At 47.2% G+C, this 21,377-nt stretch carries 18 protein-coding genes; all 18 read right to left on the bottom strand.

Going from position 1 to position 21,377, the window contains the following annotated elements; all coding sequences use genetic code 11:
• Window positions 1-142: 142 nt before the first annotated feature.
• A complete protein-coding gene (sigG, locus tag AF333_RS09515) occupies window positions 143-919 on the bottom strand; it encodes an RNA polymerase sporulation sigma factor SigG (protein ID WP_040304859.1) in 777 nt (258 codons plus the stop codon).
• A gap of 116 nt (window positions 920-1,035) precedes the next feature.
• On the bottom strand, window positions 1,036-1,758 hold the full coding sequence (sigE, locus tag AF333_RS09510) for an RNA polymerase sporulation sigma factor SigE (RefSeq protein WP_043066066.1): 723 nt from the start codon (window positions 1,756-1,758) through the stop codon (window positions 1,036-1,038).
• Window positions 1,759-1,790: 32 nt separating this feature from the next.
• Window positions 1,791-2,711, bottom strand: coding sequence for a sigma-E processing peptidase SpoIIGA (gene spoIIGA, locus AF333_RS09505; protein ID WP_053432675.1), 921 nt, complete (start codon window positions 2,709-2,711; stop codon window positions 1,791-1,793).
• A 287-nt stretch (window positions 2,712-2,998) separates the two neighbouring features.
• Complete coding sequence (gene ftsZ, locus AF333_RS09500; protein WP_043066068.1) at window positions 2,999-4,174, bottom strand: cell division protein FtsZ; 1,176 nt, start codon at window positions 4,172-4,174, stop codon at window positions 2,999-3,001.
• Window positions 4,175-4,209: 35 nt separating this feature from the next.
• A complete protein-coding gene (gene ftsA / locus AF333_RS09495) occupies window positions 4,210-5,487 on the bottom strand; it encodes a cell division protein FtsA (protein WP_043066069.1) in 1,278 nt (425 codons plus the stop codon).
• A 122-nt stretch (window positions 5,488-5,609) separates the two neighbouring features.
• A complete protein-coding gene (locus AF333_RS09490) occupies window positions 5,610-5,972 on the bottom strand; it encodes a small basic family protein (protein ID WP_043066070.1) in 363 nt (120 codons plus the stop codon).
• Window positions 5,973-5,976: 4 nt separating this feature from the next.
• Window positions 5,977-6,708 carry a DUF881 domain-containing protein gene (locus AF333_RS09485; protein WP_043066071.1) on the bottom strand — a complete coding sequence of 244 codons (732 nt, stop codon included), beginning with the start codon at window positions 6,706-6,708 and terminating at the stop codon, window positions 5,977-5,979.
• 18 nt (window positions 6,709-6,726) lie between these two features.
• Window positions 6,727-7,482 carry a DUF881 domain-containing protein gene (locus AF333_RS09480; RefSeq protein ID WP_043066072.1) on the bottom strand — a complete coding sequence of 252 codons (756 nt, stop codon included), beginning with the start codon at window positions 7,480-7,482 and terminating at the stop codon, window positions 6,727-6,729.
• Window positions 7,457-8,239 (bottom strand): cell division protein FtsQ/DivIB, encoded by a 783-nt coding sequence (locus AF333_RS09475; protein ID WP_043066073.1) that lies wholly within the window; start codon window positions 8,237-8,239, stop codon window positions 7,457-7,459. Before AF333_RS09475 ends, AF333_RS09480 begins: the two co-directional genes overlap by 26 nt.
• Window positions 8,240-8,342: 103 nt before the next feature.
• Window positions 8,343-9,593, bottom strand: a complete 1,251-nt coding sequence (murA, locus tag AF333_RS09470) for a UDP-N-acetylglucosamine 1-carboxyvinyltransferase (RefSeq protein ID WP_043066074.1) — start codon at window positions 9,591-9,593, stop codon at window positions 8,343-8,345.
• A gap of 14 nt (window positions 9,594-9,607) precedes the next feature.
• On the bottom strand, window positions 9,608-10,516 hold the full coding sequence (murB, locus tag AF333_RS09465; RefSeq protein ID WP_043066075.1) for a UDP-N-acetylmuramate dehydrogenase: 909 nt from the start codon (window positions 10,514-10,516) through the stop codon (window positions 9,608-9,610).
• Between the two features lie 97 nt (window positions 10,517-10,613).
• Entirely contained in the window at window positions 10,614-11,714 is a 1,101-nt protein-coding gene (gene murG / locus AF333_RS09460) for an undecaprenyldiphospho-muramoylpentapeptide beta-N-acetylglucosaminyltransferase (protein ID WP_043066076.1), read from the bottom strand.
• Between the two features lie 267 nt (window positions 11,715-11,981).
• Window positions 11,982-13,073, bottom strand: coding sequence for a stage V sporulation protein E (spoVE, locus tag AF333_RS09455; protein WP_043066077.1), 1,092 nt, complete (start codon window positions 13,071-13,073; stop codon window positions 11,982-11,984).
• A gap of 88 nt (window positions 13,074-13,161) precedes the next feature.
• Window positions 13,162-14,583, bottom strand: coding sequence for a UDP-N-acetylmuramoyl-L-alanine--D-glutamate ligase (gene murD / locus AF333_RS09450; RefSeq protein WP_043066078.1), 1,422 nt, complete (start codon window positions 14,581-14,583; stop codon window positions 13,162-13,164).
• Window positions 14,583-15,545, bottom strand: a complete 963-nt coding sequence (gene mraY, locus AF333_RS09445; RefSeq protein ID WP_043066079.1) for a phospho-N-acetylmuramoyl-pentapeptide-transferase — start codon at window positions 15,543-15,545, stop codon at window positions 14,583-14,585. The genes murD and mraY overlap by 1 nt, the downstream gene beginning before the upstream one ends.
• Window positions 15,546-15,576: 31 nt before the next feature.
• Complete coding sequence (locus AF333_RS09440; protein WP_043066080.1) at window positions 15,577-17,058, bottom strand: UDP-N-acetylmuramoyl-L-alanyl-D-glutamate--2,6-diaminopimelate ligase; 1,482 nt, start codon at window positions 17,056-17,058, stop codon at window positions 15,577-15,579.
• Window positions 17,059-17,144: 86 nt separating this feature from the next.
• Window positions 17,145-19,058, bottom strand: coding sequence for a stage V sporulation protein D (locus tag AF333_RS09435; protein WP_043066081.1), 1,914 nt, complete (start codon window positions 19,056-19,058; stop codon window positions 17,145-17,147).
• Window positions 19,059-19,160: 102 nt separating this feature from the next.
• Window positions 19,161-21,368 (bottom strand): PASTA domain-containing penicillin-binding protein, encoded by a 2,208-nt coding sequence (locus AF333_RS09430; RefSeq protein WP_043066082.1) that lies wholly within the window; start codon window positions 21,366-21,368, stop codon window positions 19,161-19,163.
• Between the last annotated feature and the right edge of the window lie 9 nt (window positions 21,369-21,377).

The following is a 21,377-nucleotide window of genomic DNA, read 5'->3' as shown; positions in this document are numbered from 1 at the left end:
TATTTTATATAGTACACTTAATACATTAAACAACACATTCGCTTCTGTCAACGATTTTCTCCGTAACTGTGATTCTTTATATAAAAACAAGCGTCCATCATCAGATGGACGCTTGTGCTTCATGTTATCTTTTCTACTTATTCTATTGTACATGCTTATGCATTTGTGAAATGGCCGCTTTCTCCAGCCTGGATACTTGAGCCTGAGAAATTCCGATTTCTTCGGCCACTTCCATCTGCGTCTTGCCCTCAAAAAAACGCATTGATAAGATCAGCTTTTCCCTGTCCGTTAGTCGGTGCATCGCTTCCTTAAGTGCGATTTCTTCGGTCCACTGGCTATCACGGTTCCGCTCATCGCTAATTTGATCCATTACAAAAATCGGATCGCCTCCATCCTGATATATCGGCTCAAACAACGACACCGGATCCTGGATGGCATCAAGTGCAAAGACCACATCCTCTTTAGGCACATTCAATTCTTCAGAAATTTCCATGATAGTAGGTTCACGCGAATTTTTATTCGTTAATGTGTCCCTCACCTGTAACGCTTTGTATGCAATGTCTCGTAACGAACGGGAGACGCGGATGGGATTATTATCCCTGAGGTACCTGCGAATTTCTCCGATAATCATCGGAACGGCATATGTGGAGAATTTGACATTCTGGCTTAAGTCGAAATTGTCGATGGCTTTCATTAGCCCGATACATCCTACCTGAAACAAATCATCCACATATTCTCCGCGATTGTTAAAGCGCTGGATTACACTTAACACCAGGCGTAAGTTGCCATTTACTAATTGCTCTCTTGCTGCGTACTCTCCGCTTTGCAGTTGGACAAACAGTTCCCGCATCTGCGTATTGGTCAGTACGGGTAACTTGGAAGTATCCACTCCGCAGATTTCTACCTTATTGCGTGTCACGTATTTTTCCCTCCTGAAGGAGCCAGCGTTACTGATAAGTATCTCCGTGAAGGGAAAAATTATGCAGTGACTATTATGAGACATTCGCTTTCGAATCATCACGCAATTCAAGCGATTTACAGCATTTTATTGAACTCTTTCTTTAGCCTTTTAATAATACGTTTCTCCAGACGTGAGATGTAAGACTGGGAGATTCCTAGAATGTCGGCGACGTCTTTTTGTGTTTTTTCTTCCTCTCCGTTCAGACCAAAGCGCATCTCCATAATTACACGTTCTCTCTCTGATAACTTATCGAGCGCCTTATACAATAATTTTTTGTCCACCTGCTCTTCAAGATCGCGATAGATGATGTCATTTTCAGTTCCCAGTACATCAGAGAGCAGTAATTCATTGCCATCCCAATCGATATTAAGCGGTTCGTCAAATGAAACTTCAGATTTGACTTTGCTGTTACGACGCAAAAACATAAGAATTTCATTCTCAATACAGCGGGAGGCATACGTGGCCAGTTTGATTTTTTTCTCCGGATCGAAGGTGTTTACGGCTTTAATTAATCCAATCGTCCCAATGCTTACCAAGTCCTCAATGTTAATTCCTGTGTTCTCGAATTTACGGGCAATATAGACAACGAGACGCAGATTACGCTCAATAAGAATAGAACGAATAGCCGGATCTTTCGTATGAAGACGACCTAGCAGGTATTCTTCTTCTTCCCTATTAAGTGGAGGGGGAAGTGCTTCACTACCGCCAATATAATGGATTTCTTCCGCTTTTGCTCCAATGCGAATCAGCAGTCGATACCACCATAACTGAGCGATTAAGCGTAGCTTTGCGATCATCCAATCACTCCTTTTCAATAAAATAGTAACGATTAAGAGGCCATCTCATACCTTTCTTCAATCGCTGATGGGTGCACAATCGCTCGATAACTTCCGTCGGCTGCAAGCCTCACAGTTCTCAATCCAATGAGCATTCGGGTCAGACGATAGGCTTTATCCTCCGCATATATGCGCACTTCATCCGGGCGAATAGCAACCAGAAAACCGGCCTGACTGGATACAGTACGATAAGGAATGAACCGCATTCTTTCAAGCCAACGACTCTCTTCTTCCGGGATATTCAGCTCATATCCTTGCATTTCCCCATCCAATTGCTGCATCAGCTCTTTAGGCAAGATGTTTTCCCAGACTTGTGCTTCCATGACAGTGACAGGCGTACGCGATAACGGATCATACAGTCGGTTTCCCGTATCGATAAACCCCTGGCAACTAATGGTATGACCGAACACGTCCACTTCCAGGCGAACATGCTGCACATCGACTTGACGGCTAGCCTTAAGGCTATAGTAGCCACGGCGTGTACACCACCATAGCAAAGGAAAACCAATCACAATGAACCAAAGCGTCGGATTTGTTCCTGATGAGCCAGTATGTGTAACAACAATACCGTTAACAAATTCACTCTTCTCTTTCAACATCATATGAATTCCCAGAAGCCCTCCGCCAATAAAAAATGAAACGGCGTAAAATACGCCAAGAAGCCGGAGATGATTCCAGATTCTTGTCCAGCGAAATGCAAGCAAAAGCATAAAACAAGAAAATAAAAATTTCGCCAAAAAAGTAAATGCAAAAGATAAGGGCGGAAAAAATAAAAAAACGGTATACGCGGCCCCAACCAAAGAAGCGAGCAAAAGCCTTCGTTTCCGCAGCGGCTGGCGGCAGATATGCCCGGTTATATACAGAAGCATATAATCAATAATGGCATTCGTCAGAAACACGACGTCGGCATACATTGTCACATCCGTTCCAGGCCTCCTTCCTTCGTTTTTCCGTGCTCTTATTATCACATAGAAAAAGATGGGAGTGTCCTTAAATCGTATGAAAAATTAAGACAAAATATGAGGGGAAATTTAGACAATGTACGACATCATCATCTGACTTGCAAATCACGAACATAAGTTCTATAATTATACTAAAATAAAATGAGATTTCCATCAACAGAAGGTCTTACTGCCTGTTGGACCGAAATAAAAACTGCAATAAAAAAGAGCCCCGAGCGGAGCGCTCAGGGCTTCTTTGTTTATTTTTTACGTCTACGGTTACGCAGGAAAGTCGGAATATCAAGGTTATCTAGCCCCCCACCGTTAGCTTGGCGGGGTTCCGGACGGGATGGCATTTGTGGTTCTTCAATTTCCCGTTCAGTTTCTATCTGACTTGCACGACGAGGCATTCTCGGGCTTTGTACACCCATTTGCTTGTCACGCCCCGTATCCATCTGTGGATGGCGTGCCATTTGCTGCTGTGATTCTTCGAATCCAGTCGCAATGACAGTAACGACAATTTCGTCCTTCAAATTCTCATTAATCACAGCACCGAAGATCATATTTACTTCCGCATCAGAAGCAGAAGCTACAATATCAGCCGCTTCATTTACTTCATACAGGCTTAGATTTGTACCACCGGTAATATTCATCAATACACCGCGCGCACCATCAATCGACGTTTCAAGCAGCGGGCTGCAGATCGCTTTCTTTGCCGCTTCGGCCGCCCGGCTCTCACCCGTAGCAATTCCGATTCCCATAAGCGCAGAACCACGTTCTGTCATAATGGTCTTCACATCGGCAAAGTCCAAGTTGATAAGACCGGGAACGGCAATCAAATCGGAGATGCCTTGTACCCCTTGACGCAGCACATTATCCGCTTCACGGAACGCTTCAAGCATCGGGGTATTCTTATCGACAATTTCCAACAAACGATCATTCGGAATCACAATTAGTGTATCTACTTTTTCTTTCAGTCCACAAATTCCTTGTTCGGCTTGTACCTGGCGTTTACGTCCTTCAAACGTAAACGGACGAGTCACAACTCCTACAGTTAATGCGCCAATTTCTTTGGCGATTTCTGCGATAACGGGCGCAGCACCTGTTCCAGTTCCCCCACCCATCCCTGCTGTAACGAACACAAGATCCGCTCCACGCAAGGCTTGCTCAATCTGTTCACGGCTCTCCTCCGCCGCTTTCTTTCCGACATCCGGGTTTGCACCTGCTCCAAGCCCTCGTGTTAGTTTAGCGCCGATTTGTAACTTATGCTGCGCTTTTGACAGATTCAGCGCCTGGTAATCCGTGTTTACAGCGATGAATTCCACGCCCTGGATGCCGCCCTCGATCATACGGTTAACGGCGTTGCTACCGCCACCGCCGACACCGATAACCTTTATCTGCGCTAGTGTATCCATTTCCAAGTCGAATTCCAACATGTATTAAAGTCCCCCTCACTTATCATGCAAACAGTCTAAATAAATTCGCTAAACCAGTCTTTAACCTTTCTGATAACTCCTCCATGCTCCTTCGGCTCTTTTGGCGCTTTAGGTGCATGACTAGGCTTTCGGTTACTTTTCGGTTGAGGTTGTTTCGTCTCTAGTTGCTGTGGCATCTGATGCATGTAATATTTGGACGCATACTTGATCAAACCGACCCCCGTCGTATAAGCGGGATCGCGTACCCCGATGTAATCCGGAATGGCAATTCGCACCGGCGCCTGCAATTCGTAACGCGCCAACTCCAACAAGCCAGGGATGTTCGCGACGCCCCCGGTCAACACGAAGCCATTCGGTATGCTCGTATCATAACCAAGGAGGTGCAGTTCATCTTCTACTAAATTGAAAATCTCTGCAGCACGGGGCTCAATTACATTGGCCAATTCAACTTGCGTAAATTCCTTTTCTACATCGCTTCCGATTCGTTTAACCAGAAAGCATTCATCTTCACTTGCTTCTTCAATTAGCGCACATCCGTTATTCAGCTGGATTTGCTTTGCTTCCTCCGTAGTAGTACGTAATCCGATGGCGATATCATTCGTAATGTAATCTCCACCGATTGGAAGTACGGAAAACGAGCTTAACATACCCATCTCAAAAACGGACACCGTGGTTGATCCGGCGCCGATATCTACAAGTACTACACCTAAATTTTTCTCATCCTTCGTCAACGCAATTTCACTGGATGCAAGCGGCATAAGATACATTCCGACAATAGATAAGCCTGCCCGTTCTACGCAGCGTACTAAGTTATGTATGACAGTCTTGGCCCCTGTAATGATTGTGCCTTCCATTTCCAGACGTACACCCATCATACCTCTCGGATCGCTAATCTCTCCAAGGCCGTCGACAATATATTGAACGGGAACCACGTCGATAATTTCTTTCTCTGGCGGGATAGCAACGACTTGTGCAGCTTTCATTACTCGCTCGATATCTTCGTCGGCAATTTCTCTATTCTCGCTTGATACGGCAACCACACCATGGCTGGACTGAAGCTGAATATGGTTACCGGAAATTCCCACAACAACATGACGAATCGGCAGGTCTACCATCCGTTCCGCTTTTTCTATAGCTTCGCGAATCGCTTGTACGGTTTCATCGATATCAACGATGGCACCTTTTTTTATTCCATGCGAATCCGCAGTTCCAACCCCGATAATATTGATGGTTCCGCTATTAATTTCTCCAATGATTACTCTGACTTTGGATGTACCAATATCTAAGCTGACAATATATTCACTGTTGTTCAAGTTTGGCACCTCCTCTTTATTTTATTTTTATAGCGAAGCGCTAAAAATGAGTTACTGTATTTACTTCCACATCATATGGTGTTTCCCTTTTTTTCAACGCGAAAAATTATAAAAAATATGCGCTAAGGCAGCGTTTTTTCTTCCTTATCGCCAAACCAGCGTCCAATGAGGATACGACGGATTACAGCAATATTGTTAAACAGGCGAACACCGAACGCAAAAATCGCCGCCAAATACAAATCCACACCCATATATACACCAAGAAAAGCCAGTCCTGCCGCAAGAAGCGTGTTAAAGAAGAAGCCTGACATAAACACTTTAATGTCAAAGTGGTTATCCAGATGGGCTCGCAAGCCGCCAAAAATTGTATCCAGAGCAGCTAGCACCGCAATGGAAAGATAGCTGCTATACTCCTCCGGCACACGGAATTCAAACGACAATCCGAGAACAACACCAATAATCAAACCAATGACAGGTAACCACATCCGCTTATGACGCTCCTTTTTGCTCCAGAGGTTTCATATATTTCACTCCACCTGCTCCTTTATGGGCAGGAACCGTGATACTTTCCGACTTCTGGATGGTAAATTTCTTGTTCAAAAAATGAAACCAGTCCTCCATCGACTCACGATCTGAACCAGGAAGGCGCAGAGCTGCTTCCAGGCTTTGCGGATCACCTACGGCCTTCACGATATAAGGCATCTCAATAGGTTTGGTATCCACCTGGATACCCTCGCCAACGGTGCGAATGGAACTGTTAACAATTAAACGGTTTCCATTAACCGCAATTGCTTTTGCGCCATTTGCAAACAACAGGCTCGTCAAGTCAGTCAAGTCCTGATCCATAACAGGGGATTGCAACCTGTCTGCGCCAGGAGCAGAAGGCTCGTCTTCTATTGTAACAATGATGCCGGGACCTGCTATATCCGCAAAACCGTGTTCTTTCTCAAGACGAACAAGCTCGTCCTGCATCACGGAAGGACCGCTGCCTTCGTTTATTGATGTCTCATATTCACTTAATAGTTTTTCATGCTTGGATATATCATTTAATAGCTTCTGATGATGCTCCATTTCTTTTTGAACATTCTGCCGTAACTGAAACGTATCCTGTCGTTCAGTGGCGAATGTTGGCTGATTTGAGCGAAACTGAAGCGTCAGCATGAAACCAATGATAATGCTTATGGCCGTGATAATGAATGGGACCTGCCGATTATTTTTCATCTTGTTTCCCCACCGCTTCTATCCCTGGATCGCAGGAGGTTTAATCCCTGCTTTTGTTTGTGTTTCTCCGACGTGTGCCGGCAGCTCGACTTTATCTGAGCTATTAATGGAAATTTCTAGAGTGCGTTGCTTCAATATATCAATGACACCGCCTGGCAATCGCAGAGCACCCACTAGCGTATCCTTATTACCAATTGCCTCAATTACGAAAGGCGGCGCCAGCTTCGTATCGTTTACAATAACCGTTGGACCTACGCACCGTATACTCGAACCGCCGATCAAACGCTGCCCATTCACGGAAATTCCCTCTGCCCCTGCCGCGAACAATTCGTTTACCACATCGCGAATATTCTGGTCATGCACAATCCCTTCGGCGACATTATCGAATGTGTGAGCGGATTTACTATCTTCGAGCGTAACGGTAACACCCGGACCTGTTACTGGGATTAAGCCGGCTCTCATCCGTAACTCTTCCAGACGGCTCAGCACCTGCTTCGAGGCTGTCTGCCGCTCCGACAGCTCTTTTTCCTTTGCGGTAACTTCCATACGAAGTTTTGCGAGCCGTTTCTCCAGATTCTCATTCGTCTCTTTTTCATTAATTAACTTCTCATTCAACCTTACTTTTTTCTCCCATTCGTTGTCATTCGTCGAAGAAGGGAGGTTGCTTGCTCCTGACATCGTCAATTGAACCGAATACGCAACGATAAACCCAAATACAAGAAGCACGAGTGTTAAATACACATGGATTTTACGGACTCTTAGACTGTTTTTCATTGTTTGCCGGCTGCTGTTTGTACGGTGCAAACCATTTCACCTCTGATAGATTGATAATCCCTTCGGTTTTTCCTTCCTGCTTCAGGCTTTGAACAAAAGAAGGATACCACGCCATATTGTCAGCGAAGTTCTGTATAGTGGTATGCACTTCAAATCCATCCTTCATAAATAATACAAGATTTTCGGGATTATTCTTGGTCGGTTCGTGTCGAATCTCGGAAATTTGCTGGCGAATACCGGGATCAAGTTTATCCAATTCACCAGCGAACCTAGGAAGAAGCTGCTCTGTCCCCCATCGTCGAATAATCGGCTTGTCCACCGCTCCGTCACCTGATGGATATTGTTTTAATACGCCGCCTTTATCCGTGATAGGATACATTGCACCCTGACTATTCATCAATAACGCTACCCTCGGTCTCTCCGTTACTACAAGTTCGACCTTGCCGGGAAACTTTTTTCGAACATCCACGCTCTCGATCGCCGGAAGCGCAGCAATAATCGAATGCTCCACATTCTGCTTATTAACAAACAAATACTGCATGTCAAACGTAAGCTGCGAATGCTTGATTACCTCCTCAGACGGTACAAGTTTAGCTCCGGTAACAGATATATCTTGTACTCGACTAATAGATGATTGAAAAAAAAGCACCACAAGCAGTACCGTAAAAAACAGCAACATCAGGATGAGCAACTGACGATTCGTTTTCTTTTTCCGATTCTCTTGGCGTAAACGCGGTATTTTCTCTATATTGGCCATTCCGTATTCCTCCGCTATTGAACCTGTAAACTTACAAAAGCGGCATACTCTCATATGCCGCTTCACATGCACAAAATATACGCAATGGAAAGTGTGCATCCGGTTATACCCTTCGAATGCGGGCTCCCAGACTTGCAAGCTGCTCTTCAATCCGGTCATAGCCGCGATCGATATGATACGCCTGCGTTACTTTCGTCTCCCCTTCCGCAGCAAGCCCTCCAATAATGAGCGCCGCACCAGCCCGTAAATCGGTCGCTTCCACAGCCGTCCCAGATAGATGTGGCACACCTCGAATAAAAGCGGTGTGCAAATCCACATAAATATCAGCGCCTAGGCGGCACAACTCATTCACATGCCTGAATCTTCCATCAAATACCGTTTCTTTAATGATACTACAGCCTTTCGCTACAGAAAGAAACGCCATCGTCTGCGACTGCATATCCGTCGGAAATCCGGGGTACGGAGCCGTGATAATACGGTCGACGGCACGGAATGGTCCGCTTGCCTTTACCGTAATTATATCACGCCCATAGTCGATTTCAACACCGCATTGTTTAACAACATCTAGTATCGCTACCAGATGCATCGGATTAACGTTTCGCAGGACAATTTTCCCCTGTGTAATCGCTGCGGCCAACATCATCGTTCCCGTAACAATTCGGTCGGGAATGACCTGATAATCCGTGGCCTGCAGGTGGGATACTCCTTCGATTACGATACGATCCGTTCCCGCTCCGTGCACACGAGCTCCTAGACGGTTCAGGAAGTTCTGCAGGTCAATAATCTCTGGTTCACGTGCCGCATTAGATAGAACAGTTTCTCCTTGCGCCAGCACCGCAGCCATCATGATATTCTCCGTCGCTCCCACGCTTGGGTAATCCAGAAAAACCATACCGCCTTTTAACTTATCAGCCGTACAGCGGATGAATCCGTCTTGAGCAATAATACGTGCACCCAGTGCTTCCAAACCTTTAAGATGAAGATCAATTCTTCGCTCCCCAATAGCACAGCCGCCCGGACGGGTAAGAATAACTTCGCCGAACCGAGCCAGAAGCGGCCCCATAAGAAAGATAGAGGAGCGCATCTGCCCCATCAAATCCTCCGGAACGGTCGAAGAGGCGAGCGCTGTCGTATCCACATGAACCGTCGTCTCCTCGTGCGAACATACAGCGCCTAATTCCGTTAAAATTTTGAGCATAACATCAATATCAGAGAGACGGGGTACATCGTAGATGGTATAGGAACCTCCGGTAAGCACGGTAGCCGCCAGAATGGGGAGGGCAGCGTTCTTCGCGCCCTGAATACGCAGTTCTCCCGAAAGAGGGGTTCCTCCCTCAATCACGAATGACTCCAAGATTTCACCTCCGTTTACCCCTCGCCCACCACCAATACTTCCGGAACAAGTCGTACCTGGTAATGTTCATCAATGATTTCGATAACCCGTTCCATGAGGTCGAGGACATCCTGAGCCGTCGCGTTTCCTCGATTTACGATGAAATTGGCATGCTTCTCCGAAATTTGCGCACCTCCGACAGTAAGACCTTTAAGCCCAGCGCTCTCAATCAGGCGCCCCGCATGGTCTCCTGGCGGATTGCGGAATACGCTGCCTGCACATGGCATAGATAGCGGCTGCGTTTGACGCCGCCGGTCTTTATATGCCGCCATATGGCTGGCGATTGCTTTACGGTCGCCGTATTGGAGCCTGAATACGGCATTTACCACAACACCTCTCCGCTCTTTCTGTAACACGGACGTGCGGTAGCTGAAACCGAGTTCTTCCGGAGAAAGCCAGACCAACTCTCCATTTTCGAGTAACACTTCGGCCGATTTAAGAATACGTGAAACGTCAGAGCTATGCGCACCTGCATTCATATAAACTGCGCCGCCTACCGTACCTGGAATACCGCCAGCAAATTCAAGCCCGGTCAATCCCTCTTTCCCGACCATCACTGCTAATCGTATAAACGAATAGCCAGCTCCCACCTCTACCTCTTCCCCGTTAAAGGTAAGGTGATCAAATCCTTCAGCCAGTTTAAAGACAACGCCGCGGATCCCTTTATCCCGTACAAGCATATTCGAACCTCTGCCTAGCACTTGCCATGGCACATTATACTTGTGAACGAGCTTCATACTGTAAGCCAACGCCATTTTATCAGTCGGTTCAACAAGAATGTCTGCCGGTCCGCCGATTTTCCACGTCGTGTGGTTTGCCAGCGGTTCATTAATAAGCACTGTTCCGATGTTGGCTTCTTTCAGCTCTTTAATCAGCTTCTGCATATATAGAACCTCCTCTATGAATCCCTACCTGGTATGCAACGCCCTATGGGTCACGCGCCTAGGATAATGTATGCTCGCCCCGCCCACTATGTTACAGTCAGGCGCGGGCAATCGCTTTTAATTCGTTATAGACAAGCGTAGCCGCATCGGGCTGTCCGAGCGCTTTTGCCGCACTGCGCATCGTTTTTATCCGCTTATCGTCTTTAAGTACTGCGTCAATTTCCGCCAGCATGGCAGAACCACTTAACTCTGGTTCAATAATGACGCGAGCTGCGCCTTGCTCCTCTAGCCACCTTGCATTTTTCTCTTGGTGATTGTTCGTCACATAAGGTGAAGGAATAAGAACGGAAGGCAGACCAAGTGCTGTAATCTCCGCAAGAAACGATGCGCCGGCACGGTTTACGATTAAGTCGATGCCCGCCAACACTTCCGGCATATTATAAATAAATGGGCGCACAGTCATGTTTACGGGCAGTTGTCCGTTTCGACGGATCGCTTCTATCGTTTTCTCGTAATGCACTTCGCCAGTCACATAAATGAAATGATAATCAGGATAATCAGAAAGTGCGGCCGTCATGTCAATTACCGCTTCGTTAATAGCTCTAGCTCCACGGCTCCCCCCCACGATCAATACATACCTCTTGCCCGGAGGTACATTCAACGAAGCAAGCCCTGCAGCTCCGTCTGCCAAAGCAACTTCCGTCGCACGAGGATTGCCAGTCACCACGGTTTTCCCTTGTGGAAAATGAGTCGCCGAGCCTGAGAATGTTACGGCTACACGGCTTGTATAACGTGACAAAAATTTATTAGTTAATCCAGGAATCACATTCTGCTCATGAACAAGCGTCGGTATGCCAAGCGCACTTGCAGCGTATACAACCGGACCGCACACGTAACCGCCGGTACCTACCACAACATCCGGTTTAAAATCCTGGATAATCCGCTTCACCCGACGGGTCGCCTTGAGAAATCTGGCAATGGTTTTTACATTATCTAGCGAAAGACTACGCTTGAACCCGGTAATGTACACCGATTCAAAAGCTATCCCTTCCTTTGGTACAATTTGAGCTTCCAACCCTTTTTCCGTTCCAATGTATAAAATGCGAGAGTCGGGCTCATGCCGCTTAATTTCTTTTATAAGTGCAAGAGCGGGATATATATGGCCACCTGTCCCTCCCCCGCTAATAACAATATTCATATGAACCTGGCTCCTTTTATATCAAACTATTGTATTTCCATTGTCATCATATTCTACGGAATAAAGTCGAAATGCAGGGCACCCGCCGAGCTGATTTCTTTTCTGCCTACAAAAGCAGCGCCTGTATACGTGCGTCCAAGCGAGAGCCGCGGAAGCACGTATAACTAGACTAAAAAGAAAGGCTATGGCTTTGCGCCCTGCATCCCGACATAAAAACTGCATAATCCTTAACACCAAAACTACCGTTTTCTATTGTACACTGTCTGTCTACATCTTGGAATAGCGAGAAATATTTAAGAGAACTCCAATTCCTGTAAGCATAAGTGTAAGCGAAGAACCACCATAGCTAAGAAACGGAAGCGTAATACCCGTTACTGGAAACATGCCAGTGACTACCCCTACATTAATAACAACCTGAATCGCCAGCATCCCAATAATTCCAATTGCAAGCAGGCTGCCAAACAAATCGGGCGCTGTCACTGCGGTACGCATGCCTCGCCATAACAACAGCAGAAACAGCAGGAGCACAGTCGCCCCTCCGATAAATCCAAGCTCCTCAGCCAAAATCGAAAAGATAAAGTCATTATACGGTTCGGGCAAATACAGGAATTTCTGTCGGCTCATTCCGATTCCTAGTCCCATCAACCCACCCGGTCCGATCGCATATAATGATTGAATTAATTGATAGCCAGCGCCAAGTGGGTCCGACCACGGATCGATGAAGGACGTTATTCGTTTAATCCTGTAAGGCGCGGCCAGCACAAGCCCTATAAAACCGATTGCTCCAAGCATAGCCAAACCAAGCAAATGCTTCATCCGTGCACCTGCCACGAAAATCATCAATACAGAAGTACCGAACAATACCGTACCTGTTCCAAGATCCGGTTGAAGCATAATCATTCCGAATGCTAGAAAGACGATGCCCAGTGTAGGTACTAGTCCTTTAGTAAATGAACCGATGTCTTTCTGGTTATCTGACAGCCATTTTGCTAGAAATGCGGCCATTCCCAACTTCATAAACTCCGCCGGCTGAATTCCAAATGCGCCAATACCCAGCCAACTCTTTGCTCCATTAACCTCTTTACCAATAATCAGAACGATAATCAGCAGGAAGAAACAAAGAATGAGGCCCGGCTTCGCCCATCTTTTCCATACCCAGTAATCTACGTTCATTGTTACAAACATCGCCGCAATACCGAGTGTGGCAAAAATAAGCTGGCGCTTGGTGAAAAAGAATGGATCGCCTTTCTGGGCGGCGACCACGGCACTTGAACTGTATACCATGACCACGCCAATCGCCAGCAGCACAAATGTCACGACAATAATAATAAAATCAGGAGTTGAACGGGCCTTTGTCACGCAAAACACCTCTTACAGCGCAGAATTTGCCGCACCCTGCCGCCTGTCCGTTCAATCACCTGATTTTGATTAAACCTTCAAACAGCGGTTACGGGCTTGTTTTAAGCTTATGCACGGATTGCTTAAACAAGACCCCCCGCTCCTCAAACGATTTGTACATGTCCCAGCTAGCACACGCCGGTGAGAGAAGTACAATGTCGCCTTCCCGAGCAATGGACTTGGCTTCGGCAACCGCATCAATAACAGTATCGACGCGCTTGGTCCGAATAATCCCCGCATCTTCCGCTCGGGCTAACAATTTTTCTGCGGTCTGCCCATATGTAATAACTGCTTTGACATGTCGGCGAAGCAAAGGTACCAATTCATGGAAATCGATACCTCGATCAAGCCCACCACCAATCCAAACGATCGGAGCCGAAAATGAGTCGAGCGCACGGCTGGCTGCTTCCGGATTGGTTGCTTTTGAGTCATTATAGTATTTAACGCCATTGATTTCATCTACAAACTCGAGTCGATGTTCTACACCGGAAAACGTACGCAACACATGGCGGAGTGCTTCCATATCTGCACCGGATGCCCGGGCCACACAAATTGCCGCCAGCATGTTCTCTACGTTGTGAGCACCCGGCAATGCTAACTCTTCTAAGCGAACCACTACCTCTTCCTCTGGTGATTTGTCTAGCTTATCCGCCAGGGTGCCTGATAAAGAACGTTTGAATACGATGGCCCCATCCCGTAAGAAGGCACCCTGCTCTACCTCTTCTGTTACACTAAACCAAAGAATTTGCGAACGAATTTCTTCAGCCAGATTACGGCAGATTTCATTATCATAATTCAGTACGGCCACATTTGACTCATCCTGATTCATGAAAAGCTTACTTTTGCTATGTACGTAATCTTCTTTTGTTTTATGATAATCCAAATGTGCATCATATACATTTAGCAGACACGCGATCACCGGGCGGAACTTTCTTGTCCCTTTGAGCTGAAAACTGCTAAGCTCAGCTACCAGCACCTGATTCGTCTTCGCTTGCAGCGCCTGTTCGCTTAGCGGGGTCCCGATGTTGCCAGCTACGATCGGCGCGAGGCCGCCCTCTTCTAGCATGCGGCCAATCAATGTCGTAGTTGTCGTCTTACCATTCGATCCAGTAATGCCGATAAGCGGTGCATCCGACAGCTCGTAAGCAATCTCTACTTCTGTGACAACCGGAATACCGAGTGATTCCGCTTTCTGAATTGGCGCTACCGTATATGGGATGCCTGGGTTTTTAATTACAATATCAACATCCGGGTTTACAATATCGTCCGGATGCCCACCACAGATAACAGAAATTCCTTCCTTCCGGAGCAATTCTGCTTCTTCACATTCATTCTCTGGTTTTTTATCGTTGACCGTAACAACGGCACCACACGCTTTCAGCGTGCGAGCTACGGCGGCTCCGCTCTTGGCAAGGCCGAGCACAACCGCTTGTTTTCCCTTATATAACGTTCTTCCTTCTTCAATGGACATCAGCTTAACACCCCAATATATACGCCCAGGCTTGCGCAAATCAATCCTGCAAACCAGAAAGTTACTACGACTCGCCATTCGGACCAGCCGCCTAACTCATAATGATGATGCAATGGACTCATGCGAAACACCCGTTTTTTACGTGTTTTGTAAGAGAGTACTTGAATAATAACAGATAAAGCTTCCATAACGAACACACCGCCGATAATGATGAGCAGAATTTCCGTCTTTGTAAGAATAGCAATCCCGGCAATAGCTCCGCCCAGTGCGAGCGAACCTGTATCTCCCATAAATACTTTAGCTGGATGCGCATTGAACACGAGAAAACCGAGCACAGCTCCTACTACTGCAGCAGCAAAAATAGCAATGTTCATCTGACTCGACATCCAGGCAATAACCGCATATGCGCTGAATGCAATCGCACTGGTCCCTGCAAGCAGCCCATCCAGACCATCTGTCAAGTTGACTGCATTGGACGCACCGATAGTCATGATGAGTACAAGCGGCAAATAGAGCCATCCCATATCAATGCTCCAATGAATTCCCGGGATGGAAATGGTCGTATCATATCCATTACGGATGAGTACATAGTAGAATACCGCTCCAATAACCAGCTGACCGAACAACTTTTGTTTTGCAGTCAGACCTAAGTTACGCTTCATTACAATTTTGATAAAATCGTCTAAAAACCCGATGAGCCCATAGCCTAGCGTAATAAAAAGAAGTAGAAAAATCTCGACCGATTGGTTGGCGAATTTAATAACGGTGAACGTAAGGGCAAGCAAAATGATAATCCCGCCCATTGTCGGTGTCCCCGCTTTTTTCTGATGTCCTTTCGGTCCTTCTTCACGAATCGCCTGGCCAAACTTCAACCGTCTCAGAATAGGGATGAAGAGCGGAGCGAGAAGCACAGCAATTAAAAAAGCTGCGGCAATGGAAAAAAACAAAACCCGTACAAGCATTGTACGCCCTCCTTTCTATAATCTCCTCATCCTATTTCTTCTTTTCTAGTATGGCTTGATGCGCCTCTTCTTTATCATCGAAGTGGATGGTTTTATCTTTTAAAATTTGATACGTCTCATGGCCTTTACCGGCGATGAGCACGACATCCTTAGGTCCTGCTCTGTGAATCGTTTCACGAATCGCTTCCCTGCGGTCCACCTGGGTGAAATACTGGTCTTTATCAATGCCATTCGCAACCAGACCTTCTACCATATCGTCGATAATCGCCTGCGGCTCTTCCGAGCGTGGATTGTCAGATGTAATGACTGCTATATCAGCATAACGTGCAGCAATCGTGGCCATAATCGGGCGTTTCGTCCGGTCACGGTCACCACCACAGCCTACAATGCAGTACACCTTGCCCTCAGCAAACTCGCGAACAGTTTTCAGCACATTTTCCAGACTGTCAGGTGTATGGGCGTAATCGACGATAACTGTATAGTCCTGCCCTGCATCTACACGCTCAAACCTGCCGCGTACACCTTCCACCTGCTCCAATGTCCGCTTAATTGTATCAAGGGAGATGCCCTCTACAAGGCAAGCCGCCGTAGCCGCCAGCACATTATACACATTGAAATTACCGATCATGCGCAATGTCAAGTCAACGCTTCCTGCAAATGTCTCTAGCTTCAGCTTTGTACCCCTGGCTGTAATCGAGATATCTCTGGCACGTACATCCGCCTCTCCCTGAATACCATATGTAATAACCTGTGCCGGTGTTATACGGGCGAAGGTCTCGCTTGCCGGGTCATCTATATTCAGTATGGCGTATTTCATACGCTCCCTATCATACTCATTGCCAAGCTGGGAAAACAAGAGCCCTTTCGCCTGCAGATAATTCTCCATCGTTTTATGGTAATCGAGATGATCCTGCGTCAGATTGGTGAATACGCCTGTGGTAAATCGCACACCGCGTACCCGTCCCATATCAAGTGCATGCGAGGATACTTCAATAGCCGCATATTCAGCACCCTTATCTTTCATCCAGCGAAAGGCACGGTGCAAATCAAGCGCTTCCGGGGTCGTATTCTTTACTTCACGAACTTCATCCGCAATACGCATCTCAATCGTACCGATAATGCCGGTTGGATGCCCCGCCTCTCCTAAAATGCGTTCAATTAAATGTGTAGTGGTCGTCTTACCATTCGTTCCTGTCACCCCGATAACTTTCATCCGGTGCGTCGGTTGGCCGAAGAACCGATCTCCAAGCACAGCCATTGCCCGCCTTGTATCCGGCACATAAATAACAGGAACGTCGGCTTCAACCGATCGCTGTGCTAAAATAGCCACCGCGCCCTGAAGAACGGCTTTCTCGGCAAAATCGTGTCCATCCACTGTAAAACCGGGCAAGCAAATGAACAAATCGCCCGGCTTCACCTTGCGCGAATCTATTTCGATCCCCGTGATTTCTGTTTTCACGTCCCCTGTTGTCCGCCACAGAGCGAGAGGTGCCAGTAACTCTTCTAGTTGCATTGTCCTTCTCCTTCTTTCTTTCCCGCGGTTCTCCCGCTTCGTCTCCATCTATAACTCATAACGAATTTATTGTAATGCTCTTTGTTTTATTTGTCACCCAAATAAACACGAATTGTCGCGCCTTCTTCTATTCTCGTGCCCGGTTGCGGCGATTGGTAGGATACTTTAGTACCGCTACCTGCAATGTCAAGCGGGAAGGCATAGTATGAAGCAGTAATATCCTTACGTTCCATGCCGATAAGATTCGGCACCTGTACGATTTTTTTGTCGGGATACTGATATTTTTTGTCCATCTGCTGTGTACGAGGTGGTACTTTCATATGGTGTAGAGAGGACTCCAGAATATTGCGCACGATCGGTGCGGCCACAAGACCTCCGAACTGAATGCCTTTCGGATTGTTTATAGCGGTATAGACAAGAATTTGCGGATCGTCTGCAGGTGCGAAACCGATGAACGATACGATATGTTTACTCTTCGAATACACGCCGTTCTCTACCACCTGGGCCGTCCCGGTTTTTCCCCCGACACGGTAGCCGTCGATGTAGGCATTGCGCCCTGTACCATTAGCAACGACGCTCTCAAGCGCTTGACGTACTTCAGCAGATGTTTCCGGAGAGATGACCCGGCGGACTGACTGGGGCTTATTCTCCTGTACCGTCTTACCGGTTTTCGGATCGTGCCATGACTTAGCAAGGTGCGGCTTCATCAGCTTACCACCATTAATCGCTGCCCCTACTGCCTGCACCTGCTGGATGGGAGTGACGGAAACCCCCTGCCCGAACGCTGTAGTGGCCAACTCTACCGGTCCTACCCGGCTTAGCTTAAACAGCACACCGTTCTCTTCACCAAGCAAATCGATGCCCGTCCGCTTTCCAAAACCGAATTGATTGATGTAATGAAAGAGCCGATCCTTACCAAGACGTTGCCCCAGCAATACAAAGCCCGGGTTGCATGAATTCTGCACTCCTTCGAGGAACGTTTGCTGTCCGTGTCCACCTCGCTTCCAGCAGCGTAGTGTTGCACCAGCTACTTTAATAGAGCCTGGGTCATTAAACATATCTTTATTCAGGTCGACCTTTTTATCTTCAAGAGCGGCGGCAAGCGTAATAATCTTAAACGTGGATCCCGGTTCATACGTCTTCCAAATCGGCAAATTTCGGTTGTATGTCTCCACAGGATAGTCCTTATAATGCCCAGGATCATAATTGGGGCGACTCGCCATGCCCAACACTTCCCCCGTTTTCGGTGAAAAGGCAATAGAAATCGCATCATCCGGCTCGTATACGGCCATTGCCTGATCGAGCTCACGTTCAATAATGCGCTGGATATCCGCATCAATCGTCAAGTATAAATCCTGGCCATCCACCGGAGGAATAAATCGTTCGGACAAGCCAGGCATTTTTTGTCCGGCCGCGTTTGCTCCATACGTAACATGCCCCCTCTTACCCTGAAGCTTTTCATTATATATACGCTCCACTCCGGTCAGCCCTTGATTGTCTATCCCCGTAAATCCAAGCACATGCGCCGCTAACGAGCCGTTCGGATAATAGCGCTGACTATCTTCCACTAGTCGAATACCCGGAATGTTAAGCGCCTGCACCTGCTTTGCTACTTCTTCGGAAATACGGCGTCCCTTTGGCACGCGTACGATACGTTCACGTCGGCTAATTTCCTTTAGAATTTTCTGTTCCTCAGCTTTTAGAATGGGTGCAAGCTTACGGGCAGCATCAGGTTTGTCTTGAATCTGTGCAGGAATCGCCATGACAGACGGCACGCTTATATTGTATGCCAGTACTTCGCCATTACGATCCAGAATGCGCCCTCGCTTTGCTTCAAATGGAATATCACGTGTCCATAAGTCTTCAGCATCCTCTCTTAACGACGGACCCTGCCAAAGCTGCACATAGCCAAGGCGTGTAATCAACAGCAGAAACAACAGGGAGCCCAGCAGTAGCGCAATAAAAATGCGTCGTCGAACGGTAACACCGGATACACGCAATGTCTTTCTCCTCCTCATCGAATGGGTGCGCTCACTTCATCCGCGCAATATATTCTCACCAATACCCTATTCGATGAGTAAAAAAGATAGAACAGGCTTTCCTCAGTTCTCCGCTTTCCGTTCTGTTTTCTCTTTGTCTCCCGTCTTCTTCGACTCCTTCTCAGAATCAGGGGTCGGCACTTCCGACTTCGGTGCTAGCGTAACCGCAAGCTTGTCCCCCTTCTTCAGCGCCGTACCAGGCGGAATGCTCTGATTGATGACATATCCTTCTCCACTAATGCCCGATGCTTGAATACCCAAAAGCGACGACAGCTCCATCACTTCGCGCAGCGTTTTACCGCGTAAGTCCGGCATCTTCACTCCTTCTTTGGAGGTTAGTATATATACGTTCGTTCCTTTTGTAAGCTCCGCGGACGCTTGCGGATACTGTCCGACCACCGTCTTGCCCGATCCTAACACCTGGGCTGTCAAGCCGGCTTCCTTTAACGCCTGTTTGCCTTCCGTGACCGTTTTCCCTGCAATGTCTGGCATAGCAGTCGACTCATCCTTCGTAACTTCTACAGTTTTGCTGTCCGTTTTATCAGGTGACAGCTTCAAATAATGTAGGCTGCGTTCCATGACGGATTTAAAAATCGGCGCCGCAATGATTCTTCCGCCTGCTGACGGCGTATCAATATGCGGCTGATCGACTACAACGAAGATTAAGAGCTTCGGATTATCTTTTGGCGCAAAGCCAATAAATGAGTTAATATATTTACCTGCAACATAGCGACCTTTCTCGGCAACCTGAGCCGTTCCGGTTTTACCAGCCACCTCATAGCCCGGCAGCGCGAACGGCTGACCGGTCCCGTTCTTCTCATTCACAACTGCGCCTAGTAAATCGCGCGTCTGCTTAGCTGTCTCCTCGGAGACAACGCGGCGTACCATCTGAGGCTTATTCTCCTGAATTACCTGATTTGTTTTGGCGTCTCTTATTTCCTTAACGATATATGGCTTCATTAGCTTTCCGCCGTTTGCGACGGCCCCTACTGCTGCTACCTGTTGAATAGCGGTTACCGATACACCTTGACCGAACGTAATGGAAGCTACATCACGCGGATAGTATTTACGTTTCGGATTGAAAGACCCCTTCGCTTCGCCGGGGAGGTCAATCCCCGTCTTCTGTCCGAATCCAAACTTCTCAAGATAGCTAAACAGCTTTTCTTGACCGAGCATTTTATAGCCAAGAAGAACAAACGCGATATTACTAGAGCGCTTGACCCCATCCCGATATGAAATCCTGCCCCAACCGATCCCACGGTTATGGTCACGAATCGGCTCGCCAGGTACACCTCTATACGTACCCGACATGTACTTATCATTGGGATTAAATTTTTTCTCTTCGATGGCGGCGGCAAGCGTCGCAATCTTAAACGTCGAACCCGGCTCGAAATTCTCTGTAATAACCGGATTGTAGAATTTCTTAATATCTGTCGGAGCATTCGGGTTGAACGTCGGTCGAGTGCCCATACCGAGGATTTGTCCGGTATTCGGATCGGCTACTACTACGCTGACACCTTCCATCTTATACTTGGCAGTCGTCTGATTCAGCGCATCTTCGACATAGCTTTGAATCTGGTGGTCAATCGTCAGTATAACCTTATTCCCGTCCTTGGCCGGTTTATATGATTCTACCCCATCCGGCAACTGGTTCCCGTGCGCGTCTTTTTTGAACGTAAAGCTCCCTTTCTGTCCCTTCATCTGCTCATCAAACATACTTTCAATCCCCATCTTCGCTTCGCCTTCTAGATTAGTATAGCCGATGACGTGCGATGCGAATGCGCCAGACGGATAGTAACGGCGTGATTCTTCATACAGCCCGATACCTGGAAGATTAAGTTCCTTTATTTTGTCCGCTGTTTCCTTCGGAATTTTCCACCCACCCGGGCGAAGCTCTACCTGCTTCGAGTTTTTTGTCAGGCGCTCCATGATTTTTTCCTGGGACATGTTGAGAATCGGCGCAAGCTTAGCTGCTGTCATTTCCGGATCAGCAACATAGTTTTTATTTCTATCATCATTGGAATATGGCTTTAGACGCGCAATGACCGTGTACGCCTTGCCTTGATAGGCAAGCAGGTTCCCGTTGCGGTCGGTAATATCGCCGCGCTTAGGGTTAATTGCAGCACTTCGTTCCCATGTATTCGTCGCTTTCGCCATAATCTCAGTGTTATCCACATATTGAATCCAAAACGTGCGCAAAATGAGCGCAAAAAAGGAGAGCGTAAATAGCCCCCCCATCAATAACGTACGCAGGTTGATTTTTTTTCTCATCTCGCATCC

The organism is Aneurinibacillus migulanus (assembly GCF_001274715.1).
Classification (GTDB): Bacteria; Bacillota; Bacilli; order Aneurinibacillales; family Aneurinibacillaceae; genus Aneurinibacillus; species Aneurinibacillus migulanus.
Note: the sequence above shows the minus strand (reverse complement) of the source record. Positions and strands in the feature narration are given on the sequence as shown.

Bases quoted from the DNA above. Each gene is read 5' to 3' on its own strand.
- AF333_RS09475 (WP_043066073.1), bottom strand. From the start codon at position 8,239: ATGGCCAATATAGAGAAAATACCGCGTTTACGCCAAGAGAATCGGAAA.
- AF333_RS09440 (WP_043066080.1), bottom strand. From the start codon at position 17,058: ATGCAACTAGAAGAGTTACTGGCACCTCTCGCTCTGTGGCGGACAACA.
- AF333_RS09485 (WP_043066071.1), bottom strand. From the start codon at position 6,708: ATGAAAAATAATCGGCAGGTCCCATTCATTATCACGGCCATAAGCATT.
- murB (WP_043066075.1), bottom strand. From the start codon at position 10,516: ATGCAGAAGCTGATTAAAGAGCTGAAAGAAGCCAACATCGGAACAGTG.
- spoIIGA (WP_053432675.1), bottom strand. From the start codon at position 2,711: ATGTATGCCGACGTCGTGTTTCTGACGAATGCCATTATTGATTATATG.
- sigE (WP_043066066.1), bottom strand. From the start codon at position 1,758: ATGATCGCAAAGCTACGCTTAATCGCTCAGTTATGGTGGTATCGACTG.
- AF333_RS09490 (WP_043066070.1), bottom strand. From the start codon at position 5,972: ATGTGGTTACCTGTCATTGGTTTGATTATTGGTGTTGTTCTCGGATTG.
- murD (WP_043066078.1), bottom strand. From the start codon at position 14,583: ATGTCCATTGAAGAAGGAAGAACGTTATATAAGGGAAAACAAGCGGTT.
- murG (WP_043066076.1), bottom strand. From the start codon at position 11,714: ATGAATATTGTTATTAGCGGGGGAGGGACAGGTGGCCATATATATCCC.
- ftsZ (WP_043066068.1), bottom strand. From the start codon at position 4,174: ATGTTGGAATTCGACTTGGAAATGGATACACTAGCGCAGATAAAGGTT.
- AF333_RS09480 (WP_043066072.1), bottom strand. From the start codon at position 7,482: ATGAAAAACAGTCTAAGAGTCCGTAAAATCCATGTGTATTTAACACTC.
- mraY (WP_043066079.1), bottom strand. From the start codon at position 15,545: ATGCTTGTACGGGTTTTGTTTTTTTCCATTGCCGCAGCTTTTTTAATT.
- AF333_RS09430 (WP_043066082.1), bottom strand. From the start codon at position 21,368: ATGAGAAAAAAAATCAACCTGCGTACGTTATTGATGGGGGGGCTATTT.